Annotated in this window: 18 protein-coding genes; 6 read left to right on the top strand and 12 right to left on the bottom strand. The window is 60.9% G+C overall.

Features of this window, described 5'->3' with window-relative positions:
* The first annotated feature begins 4 nt into the window (after window positions 1-4).
* Together IZV00_RS14565 and IZV00_RS14560 are read left to right on the top strand one after the other, a co-directional pair.
* The gene (locus tag IZV00_RS14565; RefSeq protein ID WP_196227151.1) at window positions 5-3,142 is read left to right on the top strand and encodes an efflux RND transporter permease subunit; all 3,138 of its coding nucleotides are present in this window, start codon (window positions 5-7) and stop codon (window positions 3,140-3,142) included.
* Entirely contained in the window at window positions 3,139-4,503 is a 1,365-nt protein-coding gene (locus tag IZV00_RS14560) for an efflux transporter outer membrane subunit (protein ID WP_196227150.1), read from the top strand. Before IZV00_RS14565 ends, IZV00_RS14560 begins: the two co-directional genes overlap by 4 nt.
* A gap of 192 nt (window positions 4,504-4,695) precedes the next feature.
* Here the strand turns inward: IZV00_RS14560 and IZV00_RS14555 are convergent, their stop codons facing one another.
* From IZV00_RS14555 to IZV00_RS14530, 6 genes are all read right to left on the bottom strand, one after another.
* Window positions 4,696-5,457 (bottom strand): 3'(2'),5'-bisphosphate nucleotidase CysQ, encoded by a 762-nt coding sequence (locus IZV00_RS14555; protein ID WP_329604515.1) that lies wholly within the window; start codon window positions 5,455-5,457, stop codon window positions 4,696-4,698.
* A gap of 8 nt (window positions 5,458-5,465) precedes the next feature.
* Window positions 5,466-7,379, bottom strand: a complete 1,914-nt coding sequence (cysN, locus tag IZV00_RS14550; RefSeq protein ID WP_196227148.1) for a sulfate adenylyltransferase subunit CysN — start codon at window positions 7,377-7,379, stop codon at window positions 5,466-5,468.
* A gap of 143 nt (window positions 7,380-7,522) precedes the next feature.
* Window positions 7,523-8,434 (bottom strand): sulfate adenylyltransferase subunit CysD, encoded by a 912-nt coding sequence (gene cysD, locus IZV00_RS14545; protein ID WP_196227147.1) that lies wholly within the window; start codon window positions 8,432-8,434, stop codon window positions 7,523-7,525.
* Between the two features lie 133 nt (window positions 8,435-8,567).
* On the bottom strand, window positions 8,568-9,188 hold the full coding sequence (locus tag IZV00_RS14540) for a TetR/AcrR family transcriptional regulator C-terminal domain-containing protein (RefSeq protein WP_230463437.1): 621 nt from the start codon (window positions 9,186-9,188) through the stop codon (window positions 8,568-8,570).
* Between the two features lie 89 nt (window positions 9,189-9,277).
* Entirely contained in the window at window positions 9,278-10,966 is a 1,689-nt protein-coding gene (locus IZV00_RS14535; protein ID WP_196227145.1) for an MFS transporter, read from the bottom strand.
* A 147-nt stretch (window positions 10,967-11,113) separates the two neighbouring features.
* On the bottom strand, window positions 11,114-11,872 hold the full coding sequence (locus IZV00_RS14530; RefSeq protein ID WP_196227144.1) for an enoyl-CoA hydratase: 759 nt from the start codon (window positions 11,870-11,872) through the stop codon (window positions 11,114-11,116).
* A gap of 86 nt (window positions 11,873-11,958) precedes the next feature.
* Between IZV00_RS14530 and IZV00_RS14525 the strand changes: the two genes are divergently transcribed.
* From IZV00_RS14525 to IZV00_RS14510, 4 genes are all read left to right on the top strand, one after another.
* Entirely contained in the window at window positions 11,959-12,936 is a 978-nt protein-coding gene (locus IZV00_RS14525; RefSeq protein ID WP_196227143.1) for a bile acid:sodium symporter family protein, read from the top strand.
* A 36-nt stretch (window positions 12,937-12,972) separates the two neighbouring features.
* On the top strand, window positions 12,973-14,589 hold the full coding sequence (locus IZV00_RS14520; protein ID WP_196227142.1) for a phytoene desaturase family protein: 1,617 nt from the start codon (window positions 12,973-12,975) through the stop codon (window positions 14,587-14,589).
* A gap of 202 nt (window positions 14,590-14,791) precedes the next feature.
* A complete protein-coding gene (locus IZV00_RS14515; protein ID WP_097093579.1) occupies window positions 14,792-15,067 on the top strand; it encodes an HU family DNA-binding protein in 276 nt (91 codons plus the stop codon).
* Window positions 15,068-15,579: 512 nt separating this feature from the next.
* Entirely contained in the window at window positions 15,580-16,242 is a 663-nt protein-coding gene (locus tag IZV00_RS14510) for a MucR family transcriptional regulator (RefSeq protein WP_196227141.1), read from the top strand.
* Window positions 16,243-16,316: 74 nt separating this feature from the next.
* Here the strand turns inward: IZV00_RS14510 and IZV00_RS14505 are convergent, their stop codons facing one another.
* From IZV00_RS14505 to IZV00_RS14480, 6 genes are all read right to left on the bottom strand, one after another.
* Window positions 16,317-17,036, bottom strand: a complete 720-nt coding sequence (locus IZV00_RS14505; protein WP_196227140.1) for a Crp/Fnr family transcriptional regulator — start codon at window positions 17,034-17,036, stop codon at window positions 16,317-16,319.
* Window positions 17,037-17,476: 440 nt separating this feature from the next.
* A complete protein-coding gene (locus tag IZV00_RS14500; RefSeq protein WP_196227139.1) occupies window positions 17,477-18,076 on the bottom strand; it encodes a hypothetical protein in 600 nt (199 codons plus the stop codon).
* A gap of 151 nt (window positions 18,077-18,227) precedes the next feature.
* Window positions 18,228-19,622 carry an NAD(P)(+) transhydrogenase (Re/Si-specific) subunit beta gene (locus tag IZV00_RS14495; RefSeq protein ID WP_196227070.1) on the bottom strand — a complete coding sequence of 465 codons (1,395 nt, stop codon included), beginning with the start codon at window positions 19,620-19,622 and terminating at the stop codon, window positions 18,228-18,230.
* A 3-nt stretch (window positions 19,623-19,625) separates the two neighbouring features.
* Complete coding sequence (locus tag IZV00_RS14490) at window positions 19,626-19,916, bottom strand: NAD(P) transhydrogenase subunit alpha (protein ID WP_196227069.1); 291 nt, start codon at window positions 19,914-19,916, stop codon at window positions 19,626-19,628.
* 17 nt (window positions 19,917-19,933) lie between these two features.
* Window positions 19,934-21,079, bottom strand: coding sequence for an NAD(P) transhydrogenase subunit alpha (locus IZV00_RS14485; RefSeq protein WP_196227138.1), 1,146 nt, complete (start codon window positions 21,077-21,079; stop codon window positions 19,934-19,936).
* Between the two features lie 210 nt (window positions 21,080-21,289).
* Complete coding sequence (locus tag IZV00_RS14480) at window positions 21,290-22,108, bottom strand: SDR family NAD(P)-dependent oxidoreductase (protein ID WP_196227137.1); 819 nt, start codon at window positions 22,106-22,108, stop codon at window positions 21,290-21,292.
* Window positions 22,109-22,276 lie beyond the last annotated feature (168 nt).

The following is a 22,276-nucleotide window of genomic DNA, read 5'->3' as shown; positions in this document are numbered from 1 at the left end:
TCCGATGCTCAGCCGCTTTTTCATCTATCGGCCGATTTTCGCCTGGGTGATCGCGATCGGCATCATGCTGGCCGGACTTGGGGCCATGCTGTCGCTGCCTATCGCTCAATATCCCGATATCGCTCCACCTGCGGTCAATATCAGAGCGAGTTATCCTGGCGCCTCGGCTGATACTGTGGAGACCAGCGTCACTCAGGTCATTGAGCAGGAACTAACGGGCATCGATGGCCTGATGTATTTCTCATCGACGTCCACCGCCAATGGTCAGTCGCGTATCACCGCTACCTTCAACAAGGGCACCGATCCCGACACCGCGCAGGTTCAGGTCCAGAATAAAGTGCAGCAAGCGTTAAGTCGGTTGCCGAACGCAGTTCAGCAGCAGGGCCTGACCGTCACCAAATCGCAGACTGACTTCCTGATGCTCGTCGCGCTGTACGATCGTACCGATCGAGCCACTCAGACTGATATCTCCGACTATCTGGTCAATAATTTTCAGGACCCCATCTCCCGCCTGGAAGGTATAGGCGATGTTCAGATTTTTGGATCTCAATATGCGATGCGCATCTGGCTGGATCCTTACAAGCTCGCGACGGTCAAACTCATGCCGTCGGACGTTGAAAGCGCGATCCGGTCCCAGAATGTCGAAGTTTCCGCCGGTCAGATCGGCGCTGATCCGGCGCCCGCCGGACAGCAACTGAATGCCACCGTTCGCGCGCGTGCACGCCTCCAGACTCCCGAAGAATTTCGCAACATCATCGTAAAGACTCAAAGCGATGGATCCGTCGTTCACCTCTCCGATGTTGCTCGGGTCGAACTTGGGAATGAAAGTTACACCTTTTCAGCCGCGCTGAACGGACATCCTGGATCGGGCATCGCGCTCCAACTCGCTCCCGGCGCCGACGCTCTGAAGACCGCCGAGCTCGTCAAGGCAAAGGTCGCCGAGCTGTCCACGAACCTGCCTCATGGGTACAGCATCGCATTCCCGCGCGATACGACACCCTTCATCCGGCTTTCCGTGGATGAGGTCATCAAGACACTTATCGAAGCTGTCGGACTGGTCGTCGTGGTCATGTTCGTCTTTTTACAAAGCTGGCGCGCGACGTTGATCCCTGCGGTGGCGGTGCCGGTCGTCCTGCTCGGGACGTTCGGCGTGCTGGCCCTTTTTGGCTATTCCATCAACACGCTCACCCTGTTCGGCATGGTGTTGTCCATCGGCCTTCTGGTCGATGATGCGATCGTAGTGGTCGAGAATGTCGAGCGGCTGATGCATGATGAGGGGCTTGACGCGCGCGACGCCACAATCAAATCGATGGAAGAGATAGGCAGTGCGCTGATCGGCATAGCGCTTGTCCTTTCGGCCGTCCTCCTGCCCATGGCCTTTTTCGGTGGTTCCACGGGGGTAATTTACCGGCAGTTCTCCATCACCATTGTGTCCTCCATGCTTCTGTCCGTGGTGGTTGCACTCATCCTTTCGCCCGCCCTGTGCGCCACATTATTGAAATCGGCTAGTGAGGAGCGCCGTCAGCAGGGTTGGGCGGGCCGGTTCAACCGCTGGTTTGGGCGCGTGACCGGCGGCTATATGCGGCGGCTTGAGGCAATCATGCATCGGCGCGCCCTCTTCTGGACAATCTATCTGCTGATACTGGGCGTCCTTGCGCTGATCTTCGTTCGTCTGCCGACCAGCTTCCTCCCCGTAGAGGATCAGGGGCAGGTCATGGTGCAGATGACCCTTCCCGCTGGTGCCAAGTCGACGCGAACCGCGCAAGTGGTCGAGAGTGTTCGCAACTACTTCCAAAGCGAAGAAGGAAATAACGTCGGCAATATATTCATAGCCCAAGGTTTCAGTTTTGCGGGACAGGGCGAAAATACCGCGCAAGGCTTCATCAATCTCAACCCTTGGGAAGACCGGAAGGGTAAGGCGAACAGCGCAACCGAGATCGCGAACCGAGCTACAAAGCAGCTCGCAGCCGTACGTGATGCGAAAATTCTGGCCATGACACCGCCCGCCATCCGTGGCCTGGGTCAGTCGAACGGCTTTACCTTCGAGCTGCTCAACACAGGCGGCCTCAGCCGAGACAAGTTCCTGGCCGTGCGCAACCAGCTGCTCGCTGCAGCTTCGCAAAGCCCTCTGCTCGCGGGCGTGCGTGCCGCTACGCTCGAGGACACGCCCCAGTTGAAGGTCGATATCGATAATGAAAAGCTGGCCGTGCTTGGACTTACCCAAAATGATGTGGACGATGTATTGAGTTCCGCCTGGGGAAGTAGCTATATCAACGACTTCATTGATCGAGGACGCGTAAAGCGCGTCTTTATGCAGGCAGACGCGCCTTATCGAGCTTTGCCGACCGACATTGAAAACTGGCAAGTGCGTTCCGCTGCCACAGGCGAGATGGTTCCATTCTCCGCTTTCGCTACCACCCATTGGGAAATGGGTCCGACAACAGTGTCCCGTTTTAACGGCCAATCCTCCTATGAAATACAGGGACAGGCCGCACCCGGTGCGAGTTCGGGAGAGGCCATGGATGAAATAGCGCGTTTGCAGCAGCAATTGCCGACCGGAACCAGCTATGCCTGGAGCGGCCTTTCATACCAGGAACAATTGTCCGGCGGACAGGCGCCATTGCTTTATTCTCTCTCCGTGCTGGTCGTCTTTCTCTGCCTCGCTGCGCTTTATGAAAGCTGGTCAGTGCCGCTCGCAATATTGTTCGTAATCCCGCTGGGCCTGATCGGGGCAGTCGTCGCGGTGTGGGCGCGCGGGCTGGAGAATAATGTATTCTTCCAGGTAGGCCTCCTCACCACGATGGGACTGGCGGCCAAGAACGCAATCCTGATCGTTGAATTCGCTGAGTTTGCCTATCGCGATGGCAAGGACGCGATGAGCGCGGCGATCGAAGCAGCCAAGCTCCGTTTCCGACCGATCATAATGACCTCGCTCGCCTTCATCGCGGGCGTTATGCCGCTGGCGCTCGCTCATGGTGCTGGCGCACAAAGCCGCATCGCCATCGGCACGGCGGTTGCTGGCGGCATGCTGACCGGAACATTGCTTGCCATCTTTTATGTGCCGCTGTTCTTCTTCACGATCATGCGGCTTTTCAGACGCAAGGACCATTCATCTGTCACCGGGTCGGAGGTGCCGGCATGAGGCGCTTGCTCCCCCTCGGCCTGTCCGTGACGCTGACCGCCTGCAATCTGGCGCCCGCATATGAGCGGCCCACCGCGCCCGTTCCGCCCGCCTGGCCAAATGGATCCGCATATTCAGCCGCCCTTCCTACAGAAAAGGCAGGTTTGCCTTGGACGGCTTTGGTCGGCGACGAACGGCTGCGGACCATCATTGATCGGGCGCTAATCAACAATCGCGATCTTCGCGTAACGCTGGCCAACGTTCTAGCGGCGCGCGCCCAATATCGCATTCAGCGGGCCGCGCAGATGCCTACGGTCACGGCGGAGGCCAACGCAACGCTCACGCGCCGGAATGACCAACGTCAGGATAGCTACAGCGCCGACATCGGTTTTAGCGCGTTCGAAATCGATCTGTTCGGCCGCCTGCGCAACTTGAGTGAATCCGCCCTTCAATCCTATTTCGCGAGCCAGGAGGGCTCGCGCGCCGCGCGCATCGCGCTCGTCGCGGAAACGGCCAGCGCCTATGCAACGCTTGCTGCGGACCAGCAATTGCTCACCGTAGCTCGTGATACGCTCAGCAGCGCCGAACGCACGCTCGCGCTTACACGATCGCTCAACGGCGTCGGCCTTTCCGGCAAGCTTGACGTCCATCAGGCGGAAACGATCGTCGAACAAGCGCGCTCCGATGTCGCGGCCTCGGTCACGCAGGCGGCGCAAGATCGCAACGCGCTGGATCTGCTCGCCGGAGCGCCGGTAGAAGAAGCTCTACTCCCGCTGTCGCTCTCCGCGCTGATCAGCACGACTACCCAAGTCCCTGCCGGGATTTCATCAGATGTCCTGCTCCAGCGGCCAGATGTGCTGCAGGCCGAACACCGTTTACAGGCTGCAAATGCGAATATCGGCGCCGCAAGGGCTGCGATGTTCCCGAAGATCAGCCTGACGTCAGCGATCGGTGTCGCCAGTTCAGCACTGTCGTCGCTTTTCACGGGCGGCGCATTCAGTTGGACGGCTGCGCCATCGGCGAGCCTTCCCATTTTCGGCGGCGGAATCAAAGGCAATGTCGAATATAGCAAGGCGCAGCAACAGGCTGCTCTAGCCAGCTATGAGAACGCCATCCAAAGCGCCTTTCGTGAAGTCGCCGATGCCTTGGCACGCGCAGGCACCATAGGCGAACAGCAGCAGGCTCAGCGAGCTCTCGTCGCATCGAATGAGAATGCCTACGCCTTGTCCCAACAGCGTTATCGCGCGGGAATTGATCCGTTCCTGTCCACACTCGTGAACCAGCGCTCGCTCTATTCCGCCCGACGAAGCGCGATCGCGACGGACCTTGAACTGTTGCTAAACCGTATTTCTCTTTATCGCGCAATCGGCTCTGATTTTTAGGTGTTACTCGTATTGGCTGGAGCGCCGCAACCTCCCTCTCCACCAAGTTCGGTCAAGCCGGGCGAACTGACTTTGGGCGCGACAGTTTCCGAGCAGTTTTCTTTGACGAAACGAGCTTCGAGCCACGCCGCGTGCTGCGCGGCATGGCTCGATCCTCACGCAACAGGCATTGGCAGTCCTCAGCTTTGATTATCAGGCGCTGACCTGAACTTCGCTGATAAGGGCCAATAACTGCTGAGCATGTTCCTTTCGGCAAATGAGCAGGTCAGGCAGATACACATTTGCCTGATTGTAGATCAGAGGGCTGCCATCAATTCGCGAGCAGTGCAGGCCGTGCGCCTTCGCCACGGCGACAGGTGCCATACTGTCCCATTCATATTGGCCGCCGGAATGCAGGTAAATGTCTGCCTGCCCCAATATCACCGCCATCGCCTTGGCGCCGGCCGAGCCCATCGGAACAAGCTCGGCACCCAGCTTTTCCGCGACCGCGACAGCTTCGGCGGCCGGGCGGGTGCGGCTGACTACCATGCGCAGCTTTTCGGGTGCAGGCGGGATCGGCTGCGGCTGATCCGACCGAACTATTGTACCCTTCCCTGTTCCGGTCAGGTCAAGGCCCGGCAGCGCTACAGCGCCGATCTCCGGCTGCCCATCGATCGTCAGACCGACATGGACCGCCCAATCGGATCGCTCCTCGCCATATTCCCGGGTGCCATCGACAGGATCCACGATCCAGACGCGGCTTTGGCTCAGCCGCTCGGCATTGTCCTTCTCTTCCTCAGACAGCAACCCGTCCTCGCCCCGTTGTTCACGCAAGGCGTGAACAAGGAACTGGTTGGCCGTTTGATCGCCCGCCTTGCCCAGCGCCTTGGCGCTGAACATGCCGCTGGCGCGCACTTCAAGCAGGATGCGTCCAGCGGTTTCGGCAAGATGCGCCGCGAGGTCGGCGTCGCTCATGCCGCCGCTCATGGGATCAGCCTGGCGACGATGGCGTCAGCGGCTTCCTCGGCAGTCATCGCCGTGGTGTCGATGCGGATTTCCGGGTCCTCTGGAGGCTCATAGGGGCTGTCTATGCCGGTGAAGTTCTTGAGATCCCCGGCACGCGCCTTCTTGTAGAGACCCTTGACGTCCCGCGCTTCTGCTTCAGCAAGCGGCGTGTCGATGTGCACCTCAATGAACTCGCCCGGCTGCATCATCTGCCGCACCATTTCGCGCTCCGACCGGAAAGGCGAGATGAAGGCGGTGATCACGATCAGGCCCGCGTCGGTCATCAGCTTGGCGACCTCGCCCACGCGGCGGATATTCTCCACGCGGTCGGCGTCGGTGAAGCCCAAATCCTTGTTCAGGCCATGGCGCACATTGTCGCCATCCAGCAGGAAGGTGTGCCGGTTCATCCGCGCCAGTCTCTTTTCCACCAGATTGGCGATGGTCGACTTGCCTGCGCCAGAAAGCCCGGTGAACCACAGCACGGCCGGCTTCTGGTTCTTGAGGCCCGCATGGAACTCGCGGGTGACATCGGTCGCCTGCCAGTGGACATTCTGCGCCCGCCGCAGCGAGAAGTGCAACATGCCCGCCGCCACTGTGGCGTTCGTGATCTTGTCGATCAGGATAAAGCCGCCCAGCGCCCGGTTCTGCTCATAGGGCTCGAACACGATCTGCTTGTCGGTGGACAGGTTCGCAACACCGATGGCGTTGAGGTCCAGCGTCTTGGCCGCCAGATGCTCCATCGTGTTGACGTTCACCTGATATTTCGGATGCTGAACCGTCGCGGTAACGGTCTGCGTCCCGATCTTCAGCCAATAAGGACGGCCCGGCAGCATTTCCTCGTCCGCCATCCATACGATGGTCGCTTCGAACTGGTCGGCCGCCTGTGGAGGATTGTCGGCCAGCGCGATGACGTCGCCGCGCGAGCAGTCGATTTCGTCAGCGAAGCAGATCGTCACCGACTGACCCGCCACCGCTTCTTCAAGGTCGCCGTCCAGCGTCACGATCCGGGTAACCGTGCTGGTCTTGCCCGAAGGCAGCACGCGGATCGCATCACCCGGCTTCACGGTTCCGGTGGCGATCAGGCCGGAAAACCCCCGGAAATCGAGGTTCGGGCGGTTAACCCATTGCACCGGCATGCGGAACGGCTTTTCCGCGTCGGTCGCGCTGTTGACTTCGACGGTTTCCAGATGCTCGATCAAGGCCGGGCCCTTGTACCAGGGCGTGTTGTCCGAAGGGCCAGTGATATTGTCGCCCTTGAAGCCGGAAATCGGCATCGGCACGAAATGCTGAATGCCGATCGAGCGCGCGAATTCGGTATAGTCCTTGACGATGCTGTCATAGATCGCCTGGTCATAATCGACCAAGTCCATCTTGTTCACCGCTAGAACGATGTTCTTGATGCCGATCAGGTGCGCCAGATAGCTGTGCCGCTTCGTCTGGGTCAGCACGCCCTTGCGCGCGTCGATAAGGATGACGGCGAGGTCGGCGGTCGATGCGCCGGTCACCATGTTGCGCGTATATTGTTCGTGGCCTGGCGTGTCGGCGACAATGAACTTGCGCTTTTCGGTCCCGAAGAAGCGATAGGCGACGTCGATCGTGATGCCCTGCTCGCGCTCGGCGGCGAGACCATCGACCAGCAGGGCGAAGTCGATTTCCTGGCCCTGCGTGCCGACCTTTTTGGAGTCCGCCTCCAGCGCGGCGAGCTGATCTTCGAAGATCATCTTGCTGTCATAAAGCAGGCGGCCAATCAGGGTCGACTTGCCATCGTCCACCGACCCGCAGGTGATGAAGCGCAGCATCGTCTTGTGCTCATGCACCTTCAGATATTCGTCGATATCCTCGGCAATGAGGGCGTCGGTCTTGTAAATAGGTTCGTCGAGAATGTCGGTCATGTCATCTGTCCCGTCATCCCGGCATCGGCCGGGATCTCGTTGATCTGGGGAAGGGCCGAGCCTCAAATGGTCTACCATCAGGCCCGAGGCCCCAGCCTGCGCTGGGGCTGACGCTTCGGAACACTTGCGCATTCCGTGGTGCGTCAGAAGTAACCCTCCTGCTTCTTCTTCTCCATGCCAGCTCCGCCTGCATCCTTGTCGATGGCGCGGCCCTGGCGTTCGGACGTAGTGGTCAGCAGCGTTTCCTGGATGACCTCCGGAAGCGTCTTCGCCTCACTCTCCACCGCGCCGGTCAGCGGGTAGCAGCCCAGCGTGCGGAAGCGGATCGACCGCATCACCGGCGTCTCGCCTTCCTTCAGCGGGAAGCGCTCGTCATCCACCATCAACAGCATGCCGTCACGCTCAACGGTCGGGCGCTTATCGGCAAAATAGAGCGGCACGATCGGCACATCGTTAAGGTGGATATACTGCCAGATATCCAGTTCGGTCCAGTTGCTGATCGGGAAGACGCGGATGCTTTCACCCTTGTTCTTCTTGGCGTTGTAGAGGTTCCACAGTTCCGGACGCTGGTTCTTTGGGTCCCAACCATGCGATGCCGTGCGGAAGGAGAAGATGCGCTCCTTGGCACGGCTCTTTTCCTCGTCGCGGCGGGCGCCGCCGAATGCCGCGTCGAAGCCATAAAGGTCGAGCGCCTGCTTCAAACCTTCGGTCTTCCACATGTCGGTATGCAGCGCGCCGTGGTCGAACGGGTTAATCCCGCGCTCCTGCGCTTCGGGATTGTGGTAGACCAGCAGCTCCATGCCGCTTTCCTTGGCCATGCGATCGCGCAGCTTGTACATTTCCTGGAACTTCCAGGTCGTATCGACATGCAGCAGCGGAAAGGGCGGCGGCGAAGGATAGAATGCCTTGCGGGCCAAATGCAGCATCACGGCGCTGTCCTTGCCCACGGAATATAGCATGACCGGCTTTTCAGCCTCGGCCACAACCTCTCTCAGAATATGGATGCTCTCCGCTTCCAGGCGCGCCAGGTGGGTGAGCGTTTTGCTATCTGTCATCGTCTTTTCCAGCCTTTCGCTGACCCAGATGACAGAAGGCGCGAATCATCAAACCTCCCAGATGGGAGAGAGATATTTCTTCCATTGTCGCATGCCGAATATTTAATCAGTTACAAGAGCGCGAGCCGATTTTTCAGGCGTTTTGGGGCGACTTTTCGTCTTCACCCGAACTCAGTTCCGCCTCATACCCAGAGATGATCCGCTCCAATGTTGTGCAATAATCGCCGAGGATGTCCGGCAGCGGCCCCCAATTTTCAGTCTCGTACTCAGGGAGTTGAATCAGCACCTCCCTCCGCATCATGCTGATCGCAGCACCGATTACGACCTGATTTATCTCGATATAAACGTTCAGGGCCACAGCAGGAGGGAGCCCCCTCGCCTCCAGCATCGAGAGGACCCTCTGCGAATAGTCAAACGAATGCTGTTCGGGTTCTTTTCCGATCAGATTGGTGATGAGGTGAGGCAGGGACTGAAAGAGACGATAGGTAACTGTCGCATGTTCGCGCAATATATCCTGCCAACTCTGTCCTTCATCCTTGATCAGCGCTTGTCCCACGAGACGCTGTGCCACGAGTTGCAGCAGATGTTCCCGCCCCCGCACATAGCCATATAGCGTGGCGACGCCGGTATTCAGCCTTTCGGCAACCAGGCTCATTTCCAGCTTGGCGATGCCGACCTCGCAGGCGGCATCGACAATCCTTTCTAGCGTCAGCCTTCGGGGACGTCCTACCGTCCGTTTCGCCTGACTCGGCATTTCGCTCTCCAAATTCGATTTCAAAGCGATTCTAGCGCGCCTGTTTATATTGACAACGTTTCCCTACATTCTTGCACGAACTGGTTGATCTATGGATAAATTATATCGATCGCCTCGTCGCGGCGGTCAGGCGTGTCTGCCCGCCACCGCACAGATCCGGTTGGCCGTTCAAGGCGTCGGCGCACCCGCCCCTCGCTGCGACCCATATGGAATATATTGGCGGCGTCCTCGATCTGACGGTCGCCCATCGTCATACGATCGCGTTGGTGCAGATAATCTCCCCAGGTTGGACAATGATAATGTTCGGTCCAAAGTTCAGGATCGGCGATGTCACGTGCCACGGACCAGCCAAAGGCACCACTTCGCAGGCGCGCGCTGCGCACCTTCTGCATCGCGGCATAAAAGTCGCGCGCCTTGTCAGTATCTACCCGATAATCAATTTCCACGACGATGGGACCACTGCGCGAGGTCAGCGCAAGGCCAACCTGCGGCTGATGACTGAGTATGCTTTGTTCCAATCCATCGGGGAGCGATCGCGCCAACGGAAAGACGAGGCCGAGAATAGTGCTGAACACCATCGCTGCCCCCGACATCATCATCGCTTCACCTGTTCCTAGAGCAGTAGCGACCGATCCCCACAGCCACGCGCCCAGAGCGAGCCCACCGGTCAACGCCGAGCCATAGCAGGCAAGCGCGCGCGCCGTGACCCAGCGCGGTGCTGACATCTGGACAGCAACGTTGAACTGCGCGACCAGGATCATCCATGCAAAGCCCGCAACCAGTAGTGCCGCGCAAGTCAGAAGGGTGTAGCTGCTGATCCCGGCGAGGATGATCATTGCGCCCAGCAATATCGACAGCAGCCGCGCAGCCTGCTCCGGCCGCAGACGCCGACGCACCAGATCAAGCCCGGTCGCGCCCAGCACCGCGCCCACGCCATAGGCACCCAATAACAAGCCATAGGTGCTTGCCGATCCGTGCAGCAGATCCTTTGCAATCAATGGGGTGAGTGCAGAAACTGAAGCCCCCGCCAGACCCACGACATGTGTGCGGATAAGCACGACCCGGATTGGGGGCGAATGCACCGCATAGCGGACCCCCGACACGATCGCCCGATCGATCCTTTCCGGGGGCAAGCGCGAAGGCTTATGTTCTCGCTGCCACATCAGGAAGGCGAGGATCAGCGGCAGATAGAAAAAAGCGTTGGCTGCAAAGGCCGCCATCGCCCCTAATGAGGCAACGATAATGCCGCCGATTGCGGGGCCGAAGCTGCGCGCCACATTGTAGCTGATCGTGCCGAGCGCGATCGCTGCGGGCAGATGTTCACCGCTTACCTGCTCTCCGATCGAGGCTTGCCAGGCAGGCCCATATAAGGCGACGCCCGTGCCAATCAGGAAGCAGAAGAGCAGCAAGGTCCAGGGAGAGAGCAGTTCCGCACCGGCAAGCAGCGTGAGGCAGATCGCCATCAGTGATGCGAAGGCAAGGCCAGCCAACGCCACCTTGCGCCGGTCGAACATGTCCGCGATCGCCCCGGCGGGCAACGCGACGAGCATCAAAGGCAGCATGAGGGCCGTTTGGACCAGCGCCACCATCTGCGGCGATGAACTCAGCCGCGTCATAAGCCAGGCCGCGCCGACGCCCTGTATAAGTTGCCCGAAGTTCGAAAACAGGCTGGCGATCCAGATTGTGCGGTAAGTCCGCTGGCGCAATGGCTCCAAAAGGGCGAAGCGGCCCGCCCCTGAGGGCGCGGTTTCAGCTGTGGTTACGGCCTTGTCGCTCATCTGCCTTGGTCTCGTTTCACGCTGAACACTTGTCTTGTGCGGCACAGGGACAGAATATTGCTGAACGTCCCGGAGTTTTCCAGCAAGGGTTTCGATTTAGGTTGTCTTCTGACTATCAGGCAGCCGAGGGACAACTCCCCGCTAAGTTCAATCGCGACGGAATACAGGAGCGCGCTTTTCGAAGAAGGCAGCGAAGGCTTCCTGAGCCTCTTCGGATTCCAGCATCTGTTCGAAGAGCCGTGCTTCCTCTTCGATCCTGTCGAGCAGCGCGGCAGGATCGCCCTTTAGCAGCCGCCGGGTGGCCGCCAGTGCCTTGGGCGGCTTCTTCATCAGGGTGGCCGCCTTCGCCCGAGCGTGATCAAGCAATTCGTCGGTGGGTATCACAGCTGTAACCAGACCTGACCGGTCAGCGGTTTCGGCGTCCATTGGCTCGCCCAGCAACAGCATCGCCGCTGCTTTTGCATGGCCCAGCGTCGCGGGCGCTAGCAGGCTTGAGCCAGCTTCCGGCACGATGCCCAGATTGACGAAGGGCATGATGAAGCGCGCGTCGGACGCCGCATAGACAAGGTCGCAATGGAACAGCATCGTCGTGCCCACGCCCACGGCCAGTCCTTGGACGGCAGCGATCAGCGGCTTGTCGAAGCCTGCAATGGCGCGGATGAATGCGAATGCAGCCGCGCCACCCTGCGGTCCTTGCGTAAAGTCCTTAAGGTCATTGCCTGCGCAGAAGGCGTCACCCTTTCCTGCGATCAGGACAGCGCCGATGTCGCTCCGCCCCGATGCGTCGGAAAGGGCTGCGGTCATGCTGTCGTACATGGCCGCGGTAAGCGCGTTCTTTTTGTCGGGGCGGTCGATGTGGATTTCCAGGACGCCGCCCTGTTCGATAATTTCGATCCCGTTGCTCATGACCGCCTCCATTTCCCAAGCGCCCACTAATATGTTGATCGGCCGGGCGTCTATCCTTTTTCCGCCAGACTGCCTACAGCCGCGGCATGAGCCGTCTCCGGGAAATTGCCGACCCCTTCCTGCTGCTGCTGATCGCCATGGTGGCGCTGGCCTCCTTTCTCCCCGCGCGGGGCGAGGGTGCGCATATCGTTGGCATCCTTGCGGATGCGGGCATTGTGCTGCTGTTCTTCCTGCATGGGGCGAAGCTGTCGCGCGAGGCGATCTGGGGCGGGGCGACGGCGTGGAAGCTGCATCTGGCGACGCTGGGAACGACATTCGCGCTGTTCCCGCTGGTCGGACTGGCGACGCAGCAGGTGGAAGCGATCCCCGGACAGATGCGAGCGGGGCTGCTCTTCCTGACGCTGTTGCCATCGACGGTGCAGTCGTCGATCGCCTTTACAGCGATTGCGCGAGGCAACGTCGCGGCTGCGGTGGTGAGTGCGTCCTTCTCCAACTTGCTAGGGATCGTTCTGACGCCAGTGCTGGTGGCAGTGCTGATGCAGAACAGCGTCGGAGGGAGCGGCGGCCTGATCTCGTTATCGGCGGTGGAGGGGATAGTGTTGCAGTTGCTGCTGCCCTTCCTGCTGGGGCATCTGGCGCGGCCGTGGATTGGCGGCTTTGTTTCGCGGCACAAGGCGATGCTGGGAAGAGTGGATCGCGGATCGATACTGTTAATTGTCTATTCGGCGTTCAGTGCCGCAGTGGTCGAAGGACTGTGGCATAAGGTGTCGCGGGAAGAATTGTTGTTGCTCGCGCTGTTGTCGATTGCGATTTTGGTGGTGGTGCTGCTGTTCACCTGGGGACTGGGGCGCTTGCTGGGATTGTCGCGGGAAGATGCGGTGGTGCTGCAATTTTGTGGGTCGAAGAAGAGTTTGGCGACGGGGGTGCCGATTGCCGGGGTTTTGTTTCCGGCGAATGCGGTGGGACCGATATTGTTGCCGTTGATGGTGTTTCACCAGATTCAGTTGATGGTTTGTGCCGGACTGGCGCGGCGTTATGGAAGTCGTGAAGGAAATGGCGAATAGAACGGGATTTTCCGAAGCCCGTGAGTTGTTGTACATATGTATAAGTATGACGCGGTCATTATCGGGGGCGGGCATAATGCGCTGGTGTGCGCATTCTATCTGGCGCGCGCGGGTTACCGGGTCCGCATATTGGAACGGCGGCACATCGTAGGCGGCGCAGCGGTGACGGAGGAGTTTCATCCCGGTTTCCGCAATTCGGTCGCCAGCTATACCGTCAGCCTGCTGCATCCCAAGGTCATCGCCGACATGGCCCTCCCCGACCATGGCTATCGCGTGATCGAACGGCCGGTCGCCAATTTCCTGCCGCAGCCGGACGGACGCTATCTGAACGTGGGCGGCGGCATCGAAAGGACGCAGGAGGAGTTCGCAAAGTTCAGCGCGAAGGATGCGGCCGCCCTGCCCCACTATCAGGACGCACTGGAGGTGATAGCGGACCTGCTGCGCGACATGATGCTGAAAGCTCCGCCCAATGTCGGCGACGGGCTGTCCATGCTGACGGCGGCATTGTCGCAGGGACGGCGCGTCGGCGCATTGTCGCTGCACGGGCAGCGCGACATGCTGGACCTGTTCCTGAAATCGGCGCGCGCCTTTCTGGATGGCTGGTTCGAAAGCGAGGCGGTGAAGGCGGCCTTCGCCTTTGACGCGGTGGTCGGCAATTATGCGTCGCCCGATACGCCGGGCAGCGCCTATGTCCTGCTGCACCATGTCATGGGACAGGTGAACGGCAAGAAGGGCGCATGGGGCCATTGCGTCGGCGGCATGGGCACGATCACCCAGATCATGGCGAAGGTCGTCCGCGCGATGGGCGTGGAGATCAGCCTGGAGGCGCGGGTCGAGCGGGTGCTGGTGGACGGCGGGCGGGCCGTCGGCGTCAGGCTGGAAAGCGGGGAAGAGGTCATGGCGGCGGCGGTGATCGCCAATGTCGGTCCCAAGCTGCTGTACGAACGGATGATGGACCCGGCCGACCTGCCATCTGATTTCCGCAAGCGTATCCGGGGGTTCAGGACGGCGTCGGGCAGTTTCCGCATGAATGTCGCGCTGTCGGCGCTGCCCGACTTTTCCTGCCTGCCGGGACCGGGCGAGCATTTGCAGGCCGGGATCATCATCGCGCCGGACATGGACTATATGGACCGCGCCTTCATGGACGCGAAGACAAGGGGCTGGTCATCCGCGCCGATCGTCGAGATGCTGATCCCGTCGATTGTCGACGACAGCCTGGCGCCGCCCGGATGCCATGTAGCGAGCCTGTTTTGCCAGCAGTTCGCGCCACAGCTGCCCGATGGACGAAGCTGGGACGATGCGCGGAGCCAAGCAGCGGATGATGTGATCGCGACGGTGGACGCTTATGCGCCCGGCTTTGCGGCGTCCGTGATCGCGCGGGACATATTCTCGCCATTGGACCTTGAGCGGAGGTTCGGGATGATGGGTGGCGACATCATGCATGGCGCGATGACGCTGGACCAATTGTGGGCGGCACGGCCGGTGCTGGGCCATGCCGGTTATCGCGGACCTGCCGAAGGGCTTTATATGTGCGGCGCGGGCACCCATCCGGGCGGCGGTGTCACGGGCGCGGCGGGACATAATGCCGCGCGCGTGGTCATGAAGGACATGGCGCTGGGCGGACGGCTCCGGCGGCGCAAGCGTGCCGATTGAGCCTGTCGGTAGGGGAATCGAGTCTGCGGCATGAATGCGCGCAGAGAGAGAGATTCGCGCGGCACGAGCAGGCGCATGGACGTCACCAACCCCCAAAATATGTCGAATCCGGCACGAAAATATCGGTTAATGGGCAAAAACACCCCTAGTTGCGGGCGATGAGACAGGTTAAGACCCGTCGTCCACGAAAGGGAGACGATCGATGAACAATACCGAACTCGCCGAAGCAGTTGCAGCCGAGCATGGCCTGACCAAGGCCGACGCCCGCAAATATGTGGACGGCGTGTTTGCCGCTATCGCTGGCGCCGCTGCCAAGGGTGACGAAGTTTCGCTGAGCGGCTTTGGGAAGTTCAAGGTCAAGGATCAGCCGGCACGTGAAGGCCGCAATCCGTCGACCGGCGCAACCATCCAGATCGCAGCATCGAAGAAGCTGACCTTCACGCCCGCAAAGGCGGTCAAGGATCAGCTGAACGGCTAACGGGCCGGGCGTCCCTTCCGGCAAGGAATGGGGCGCCGTGAATGTTACGATTGCATGACGTGCAATCGACATGCCGATCTAAACAATTGTCAGAAGAGGATCGCGGCGGCAAATGCCGCCCTGCCTTTCAGGCATCCTCTCCTAAAAACTCATTAGGCCGGTCCTTTTTGGACCGGCCCTTTTTTTTGGTCCGCAACGCGACGGCCGGTTACTTTCGGCGATGGCGGCGTATTTTGGATGCGCATTCCGCGCTCCCCCCCCGGCGACAATATATAAGATGGTTACGACCCAAATTGTGGGTAGAGCCGCGTTCAATCAACATCTTCACCCATCATGTCGATAATGAGCCAGGACAAGATCAGCCCTCTACTAAGGGCGCCGCAGCAGCGGAACATCAGAAGCGTCCTTCATAGGGACAGATATCGCCACACTAAAAGAGTGAAGGTGATTTACATTTGAGTTGAAAGCGCGCAGAAGGTCGCCACAGTTATTCAGTGCGGAGAAGCGTGCCAATGTCTGAAAATTCGCAGCCCGACATCACGACGCTCACAGTTCAGCTTTTGAGTGCGTTTGTCTCCAACAATTCGGTTACGAGCGAGGGGCTCGCCGAGCTTATCCGGACCACCCGGATCGCCTTGACTGAAGATCCGGCTGCGGAGTCTGCCGAGGCGCAGGCAGCGACTTACACACCGGCCGTTTCCGTTCGCAAAAGCCTGTCGTCACCCGACCACATCCTGAGCATGATCGACGGCAAGCCATACAAGACGCTGAAGCGCCATTTGGCGACGAATGGCCTTTCGCCGGACGAATATCGCCAGCGCTACAATCTGCCCAAATCCTATCCGCTGGTTGCGCCCAGCTATTCCGAAGCGCGCCGCGCGGTTGCCACGCGCCTTGGCCTGGGCCGCAAGCCCGCAGCCGCCAATGGCGTGAAGGCAGCCGCACCCGCGCAGGCGGATGCAGGCGCCAAGGCGGCACCGAAGGCAGCCGGTGCCGAAGCCAATGCGAAGGCTCCCGCGCGCAAGGTAGCGAAGGCTGCAAAGCCCGCCAAGGCAGCGGCGAAGCCCGCAGCCGCTTCGGCAAAGGCGGCTGACGGCGCGCAGCCGAAGGCGGCCAAGGCAGCACGCAAGCCTCGCGCAAAAGCGGCACCGGCCGGGGCCGAAGCCAAGAGCTGACGCTCCCTTCTTTTCCGAGATAATGGACGGGCCGTTGCGGTTGGCGCAATGGCCCGTTCTTTGTCAGTTGAAGGTCAGTCGTCCCTGGCGGTCACGCGCACCGGTACATGGCCCACCCGCTTGGCGAGTTTGGCCTCATCGGTCAGTTGCAGGCGGCCCGAACGCAGGATGACATCGCCACGCCGCCGCATCTGTTGCAATGTGCGGTTGACGTGAACGGACGTCAGGCCGAGGGCATCGGCAAGGGCGTTCTGCGTCAGCGGCCATGCAAAGCTGCCCTCACTCACCAGTCCGCACAGCGCCAAACGGTCGCGCAATTCCAGCATGAGATCGGCGAGCCGTTCCTCCGCGCTGAGGCGGCCGAGGCGCGTGATCTGGGCAAGCAGATAGGCTTCGTCCAAGGCGTGGCTGATCCGGTAAGCCTGCTGAAGCGCCGGGGAGCCGATGGACGGCGCGGCGCAGACCGTCAGCTGGCTGAGCGCGACGACGGTCGATACCGACAAGGGGCGGTCGTGATGGCAATTGCCGATGAGGTCGCCGGGCAGGATTATGCTCATGATCTGCCGCCGTCCATCGGGCAGGAAGCGCGTTCGAGCGGCCCAGCCATTGAGGATCAGCAGCGGGTTTGGAACAGGCCCGCCCTCCGCGATCAGTTCGCGGGCGGGCTTCAATATGCGGCTGCGCAGGGCGGCATCGGCCAGCGCCGCCTCCGCATCCTGATCCAGAGGGGCGAGCGCGGAGAGCCTACGGATGGCGGGGCGCGCCGGAGCGGACAGGCGGGTGATGACAGTCATGGCCGGGACACCGCGTTGATGGCGGCGCGTTTACCGATCAGCCGCGCCATCGCGAACGGTTTTCCGGACCGGGGCGCGTCAATGGACCGCAGGCCGCCCCTAATTGTCATGGATAGCGGCAAGTACTTCATTGGGAATGCCTGTCCCATTTCGCCGACCTCCAGAAGCATCGATTTTGCCTGCAAAGGTTAATATGAACGGATGGGAAACGATGTTGGAGACGAAAGGGTCCACATGTGGTGCTCAACCTGAACCGGTTCGTCTTAAGCCCGCCAATGGCAGTTGGCATTCGCCCGATGACGTCGCGGGCGATGGAGCCATATGCGCGTCGGTATATGTGCGTCATTGGGGGGATGGCCAAGAAGCATCGAACGCGCGGCGTTAGGTAGAGTATGGCCGGACGCCGTGGGCCTGTTCCATCGGTAATCCGATCGGGGCGGTCAGAGACCAAGCTCCCCCTGTCGCGGGCGCACTGGCGCGGATACTGGCGGGGAAATCGGCGGCTGCATGGGCGGCATGGCGGCGGATGCTATCAGAATGCGAGCGAGGCCGGTCAGCGTATAGACGGCCTGCCGCTGTGCGCCGCGATTATGGTGATCGACGCGGTAGCCCTGATAATGACGGCGCAGCAAGCCCGCCGCGACCATTTCCGATACGGCGCGGCTAAGGTTGGTCTTGCCCGAAGCGCGGACGCGCAGCTTCACTTCCTCTTCAACCGCAAGACTGGCGGCGTCGGGATCGACGGGAAGGCGCCCCTGTATGGCAAGTTCCGCTCGCACGCGCGCGGTCAGCGCCATGCGGCGGGGATCGCGGCCGCCCATGGGGGTCAGCGCGTCGCACAACCAGTCGCGCAGGGGCTGCAAGCCGCCCTCTTTCGCCACTAACGGACCGGCACTGCCGTCCGGGCGTGCCGCTTCGGCAATCAGGGTCAGCAGCATGAAGGCGTAGCGGGGCCGCGTGCTGACATGGGCAAGCCGGTCCAGCAGGGCGGACAAATCGCCACTGGCCGAAGAACGAGGCTTGATCGAACCGTGAAACATAGCGGGGACGAATCAAGCACAGGTGGAGGCCAATGTGAATCCCTTGCGTTGGGCATTGGTCGCTTTTGTCACGAATGACACTTTGCCCGAGGGTAAAGTGTCATTGTTGGCACTTTGGTCGGTGGCGTAGTTGAGGGAAAGTGGATGGCGATCAGTGGAGGCCTGAGCCGCCTCCGCTAAGTTCCTTGGCGATGGAACCGACCATGTCCTTGGCGTCGCCGAACAGCATTTGGGTGTTGCTGTTATAGTAGATCGGATTGTCGATCCCGGCGAAGCCCGCGTTCATCGAGCGTTTGATCACGAACACAGACTTGGCCCTGTCCGCCTCGATGATCGGCATCCCCGCAATCGCGCTCTGCGGATCGTCGCGCGCCGACGGGTTCACCGTGTCGTTCGCGCCGATGATCACCGCAACGTCCGCCTGCGGCAGTTCAGGGTTGATGTCGTCAAGGTCGACCAGCTGTTCGTAAGGCACGTTGGCTTCGGCCAGCAGCACGTTCATGTGGCCGGGCATGCGGCCCGCCACCGGGTGGATCGCGAACTTGACGTCCACGCCCTTCCTGGTGAGCGCCTGATACAGCTCGCTGACCTTGTGCTGCGCCTGGGCGACGGCCATGCCATAGCCGGGGATGATGACCACGCTGCTGGCATTTTCCAGCTGCATCGCGGCTTCCTCGGCAGACGCCGAGCGTACGACGCGGTCGTCCTTGCCGCCCGCAGCGCCTGCGACCACCTTGCCGAAGCCGCCGAACATGACGTTGGCAAAGCTGCGGTTCATCGCCTTGCACATCACCAGCGCCAGGATGAAGCCCGATGCGCCGTCGAGCGCGCCCGCCACGATCAGCAGCTTGTTACCCAGCGCAAAGCCCATCGCCGATGCCGCAAGGCCCGCATAGCTGTTCAGAAGCGCGATGACCGTCGGCATGTCCGCCCCGCCGATCGGGATGACCAGCAATATGCCGAACAGCAGCGCCAGGCCGGCGAACAGCGGGAACAGCCAGGTCTGCGTCGGATCGATCGCGAGCATGATGCCGATCGCCACCGTCGCCAGCGCCACCGCGCCATTGACGATGCGCTGGCCGGGGAAAGAGACCGGACGGCTGCCCATCAGCTCCTGCAGCTTGGCAAAGGCGATGATCGAGGCCGTGCAGGTCAGGAAACCCAGCAGCATCTCGAACATCAGCGCCCACAGGATGAAGCCGCCCGCATATTCCGCATGGGCATGCTTGTAATATTCCGCCGCACCGATCAGGCCTACAGCCAGCGCGCCAAAGGCGTGGGAGATGGCGGTTCGCTGCGGGATCGCCGTCATCGGCATCAGCAGCGCCATCGGAATGCCCGCCGCCGCGCCCGCGATCATCGCGATGATGATCAGATTATAGTCCACCACCTCATGCTGGACCAGCGCGCCGACGATGGCGATGACCATGCCGATCTCGCCCGCGCGCACGCCGCGACGGGCGGTCGAGGGATGGCTCATCCACATCAGCGACAGGATGAACAAAGCGGACGCGACAATCGCCGCGAAGGGTACGAAGGCGTCCATCTGTTACTTCCCCCGCGGCTTGAACATCTTGAGCATGCGATCGGTGATCATGAACCCGCTCACAAGGTTCACCGTCGCGCAGAACACCGCGATGAAGCCCAGCGTCTTGGCCAGCGGCGTTGCGCCCGCCTCACCCGTGATCGTGATCGCCCCCACAATCACAACCGCCGCTATCGCATTGGTCAGCGACATCAACGGCGAGTGCAACAAAGGCGACACCTTCTTGATCAGCTGAAAACCAAGAAAAGCCGCCAATATGAAGACGAACAGATAATCTGCATTGAAAGCGTTCACTGACTTATCCCCTGTGTTCAGGCCGCCGCTGCCTGCACGAAGCGCGGGTGGACGATCTCGCCATGGCGGGTCAGCGTTACCGCTTCGATCAGAGCGTCATCGGCGGGCATCGTCAACCTGCCTTCCGCCTTGTCCCAATAGGCTTCGATGAAATTATAGCAGTTGCGCGCGAACAGGTTCGACGCGTCCACGGCGACCTTCGCCGCGCCATCGACAAGCCCGATGAGCTTGACGCCATGACGCAGCACCATTTCCCCGGCAACGACGCCTTCGACATTGCCGCCGCTTTCGGCGGCCAGATCGACGATCACGCTGCCCAGCTTCATGCTTGCGATCTGCGCGTCGCTGATGAGGCGCGGAGCGGGCCGTCCGGGGATGAGGGCGGTCGTGATGACCATGTCCTGCCCGGCGATATGCCCGCTGACCAACGCCGCCTGACGCTGCCGATAGGCTTCGCTCATTTCCCCGGCATAGCCGCCCACCGCTGCGGTCAGCTGGTCGCCATCCTGAATCTCTTCGAATATGGGCTTGGCGCCCAAGGACATGATCTGCTCGCGCGTTTCGGGTCGCACATCGGTGGCGGATACGACCGCGCCCAGTCGCCGTGCGGTCGCGATCGCCTGAAGGCCCGCGACGCCCACGCCCATGACGAACGCCTTGGCGGCAGCGATCGAGCCTGCGGCCGTGGTCATCATCGGCAGGCAGCGATTAAGTTCGGTCGTGGCCCGCGCAACGGCATGATAGCCAGCGAGATTGGCCTGGCTGGACAATATATCCATTGCCTGCGCGCGGGTCGTGCGCGGGAGCAGTTCAAGCGCCATCGCTTCCACCCCCAGATCGGCATAGGCTGCCATCCGGGCTGGATCGGCAAAGGGTGCCAAGCCGCCGATGAGCTTCGTTCCCGGACGAACCCCCAACAGGTCGGTGGCGGCCGGAGGACGGACCGTGACCAAGACATCCGCCTGCCCAAGCGCATCCTTGCGATCCACGATCAGGGCGCCCTGCGCGGCATAGGCGTCATCAGAAAAACCCGCAGCAAGACCTGCACCGCGCTCAACCAGCGTCGACAGGCCGAGCTTTGCATATCGGGCGACAATCGAAGGCGTCATGGCTACGCGATGTTCACCAGCCACCTGGTCGGCCAGGACGGAAATATTTACCATCGATCCTCTCTCTGCCTCAGTCAGCCGGGCAACGATCGCCGCAGCTGATATGCCTCGCTATGCGGGGATAGCCCGATTCAGCCTTCGCGGGCTGCGTCAGTGATAAAGGTTATATGACATATGTCAATTATCAATGCAGCCCACGCAGAGGCGTGCAGCGGGCCGTCATGGAGCAGGCGCCGTCATGAAGACTGGCGCCTGCCCAAAGGTTCAAAGCGAAATGCCGCCGTCGACGCAGGTGATCTGGCCGGTGACATAGGACGCCTGTTCAGACGAAAGGTAGAGCACCATGCTGGCAAGCTCCTCGCCCCGACCCGGCCGATTGCCCAGGCGAATGCGGCTGGTCATCCATTCCAGCGCCTCGGCCCCAGCTTCACCGCCGGTCATGGCACGGCCCGGATCATCGAGCGAAGCCTCCGTCTTGTCGATCGCGCCCATGCCGAAGTTGAACCAGCCCAGGCGGACGACATTCGCGCGCACGCCATAGACCGCCTCTTCCGCCGCGAGATAGAGCGCCATGCTTTCCAGACCAGCCTTCGGCACCGCCGATTGACCGTCGCGATCGAAGCGGCGGGCGTTGCCGAAGCTGGTGCAAACAGTGATGACGCCCTTATTGGCGCGCATCTGTTCCTTGGTGGCGCTGATCACATTGAAGAAGCCGAACAGTTCGGTCTTGACGAGAAACTCCATGAAGCTGGGCTTCACGTCGGCCAGTTGCAGAGTGTTGTCCCACATCGGCCCGGACGCATAGATGACCGTGTGGATATGGCCAAAACGCTTCACGACGCTGCTGATGCATTGTTCGACAGCCTGCAAGTCGGTTATGTCCAGCTTGCTGGCCGATGCCGTTACGCCTTCGCTTTCCAGTTCATTCACCAACGCATTCGCCTTGGTTTCATTACTGTTGTAGGTAAAGGCGATATTGGCGCCAGTCTTTGCAAAGGCGCGCACGATCGCTGAACCCGCGCCGCCGGTTCCGCCGATGATGAACACGGCACCTTCGCGCCGTACCGTCAAATTATAGGTCATTTCTTCCTCTCCATAAGTCCGCGTTGCAAGCACTCAATCCGCCAGCGAACGCCCGTCAGTGCCAAAGGTGTTTGCATATTACCTGACGGTTGTCGTTCATTTAGTCAATGACCAATGCGCTGTACCGCCCCCCAAGGGGCCGCCTCCCCCGCCCCATTCAGTCGATGC

This window comes from Sphingobium sp. Cam5-1, from assembly GCF_015693305.1.
Classification (GTDB): domain Bacteria; phylum Pseudomonadota; class Alphaproteobacteria; order Sphingomonadales; family Sphingomonadaceae; genus Sphingobium.
The sequence above is the reverse complement of the archived record's forward strand: the minus strand, read 5'-3'. Positions and strand labels throughout refer to the sequence as shown.

Bases quoted from the DNA above. Each gene is read 5' to 3' on its own strand.
- IZV00_RS14555 (WP_329604515.1), bottom strand. From the start codon at position 5,457: ATGAGCGACGCCGACCTCGCGGCGCATCTTGCCGAAACCGCTGGACGC.
- IZV00_RS14560 (WP_196227150.1), top strand. From the start codon at position 3,139: ATGAGGCGCTTGCTCCCCCTCGGCCTGTCCGTGACGCTGACCGCCTGC.
- IZV00_RS14525 (WP_196227143.1), top strand. From the start codon at position 11,959: ATGAGCCGTCTCCGGGAAATTGCCGACCCCTTCCTGCTGCTGCTGATC.
- IZV00_RS14480 (WP_196227137.1), bottom strand. From the start codon at position 22,108: ATGACCTATAATTTGACGGTACGGCGCGAAGGTGCCGTGTTCATCATC.
- IZV00_RS14565 (WP_196227151.1), top strand. From the start codon at position 5: ATGCTCAGCCGCTTTTTCATCTATCGGCCGATTTTCGCCTGGGTGATC.
- IZV00_RS14500 (WP_196227139.1), bottom strand. From the start codon at position 18,076: ATGTTTCACGGTTCGATCAAGCCTCGTTCTTCGGCCAGTGGCGATTTG.
- cysD (WP_196227147.1), bottom strand. From the start codon at position 8,434: ATGACAGATAGCAAAACGCTCACCCACCTGGCGCGCCTGGAAGCGGAG.
- IZV00_RS14510 (WP_196227141.1), top strand. From the start codon at position 15,580: ATGTCTGAAAATTCGCAGCCCGACATCACGACGCTCACAGTTCAGCTT.
- IZV00_RS14535 (WP_196227145.1), bottom strand. From the start codon at position 10,966: ATGAGCGACAAGGCCGTAACCACAGCTGAAACCGCGCCCTCAGGGGCG.
- IZV00_RS14520 (WP_196227142.1), top strand. From the start codon at position 12,973: ATGTATAAGTATGACGCGGTCATTATCGGGGGCGGGCATAATGCGCTG.
- IZV00_RS14505 (WP_196227140.1), bottom strand. From the start codon at position 17,036: ATGACTGTCATCACCCGCCTGTCCGCTCCGGCGCGCCCCGCCATCCGT.
- cysN (WP_196227148.1), bottom strand. From the start codon at position 7,379: ATGACCGACATTCTCGACGAACCTATTTACAAGACCGACGCCCTCATT.
- IZV00_RS14530 (WP_196227144.1), bottom strand. From the start codon at position 11,872: ATGAGCAACGGGATCGAAATTATCGAACAGGGCGGCGTCCTGGAAATC.
- IZV00_RS14495 (WP_196227070.1), bottom strand. From the start codon at position 19,622: ATGGACGCCTTCGTACCCTTCGCGGCGATTGTCGCGTCCGCTTTGTTC.
- IZV00_RS14515 (WP_097093579.1), top strand. From the start codon at position 14,792: ATGAACAATACCGAACTCGCCGAAGCAGTTGCAGCCGAGCATGGCCTG.
- IZV00_RS14485 (WP_196227138.1), bottom strand. From the start codon at position 21,079: ATGGTAAATATTTCCGTCCTGGCCGACCAGGTGGCTGGTGAACATCGC.
- IZV00_RS14540 (WP_230463437.1), bottom strand. From the start codon at position 9,188: ATGCCGAGTCAGGCGAAACGGACGGTAGGACGTCCCCGAAGGCTGACG.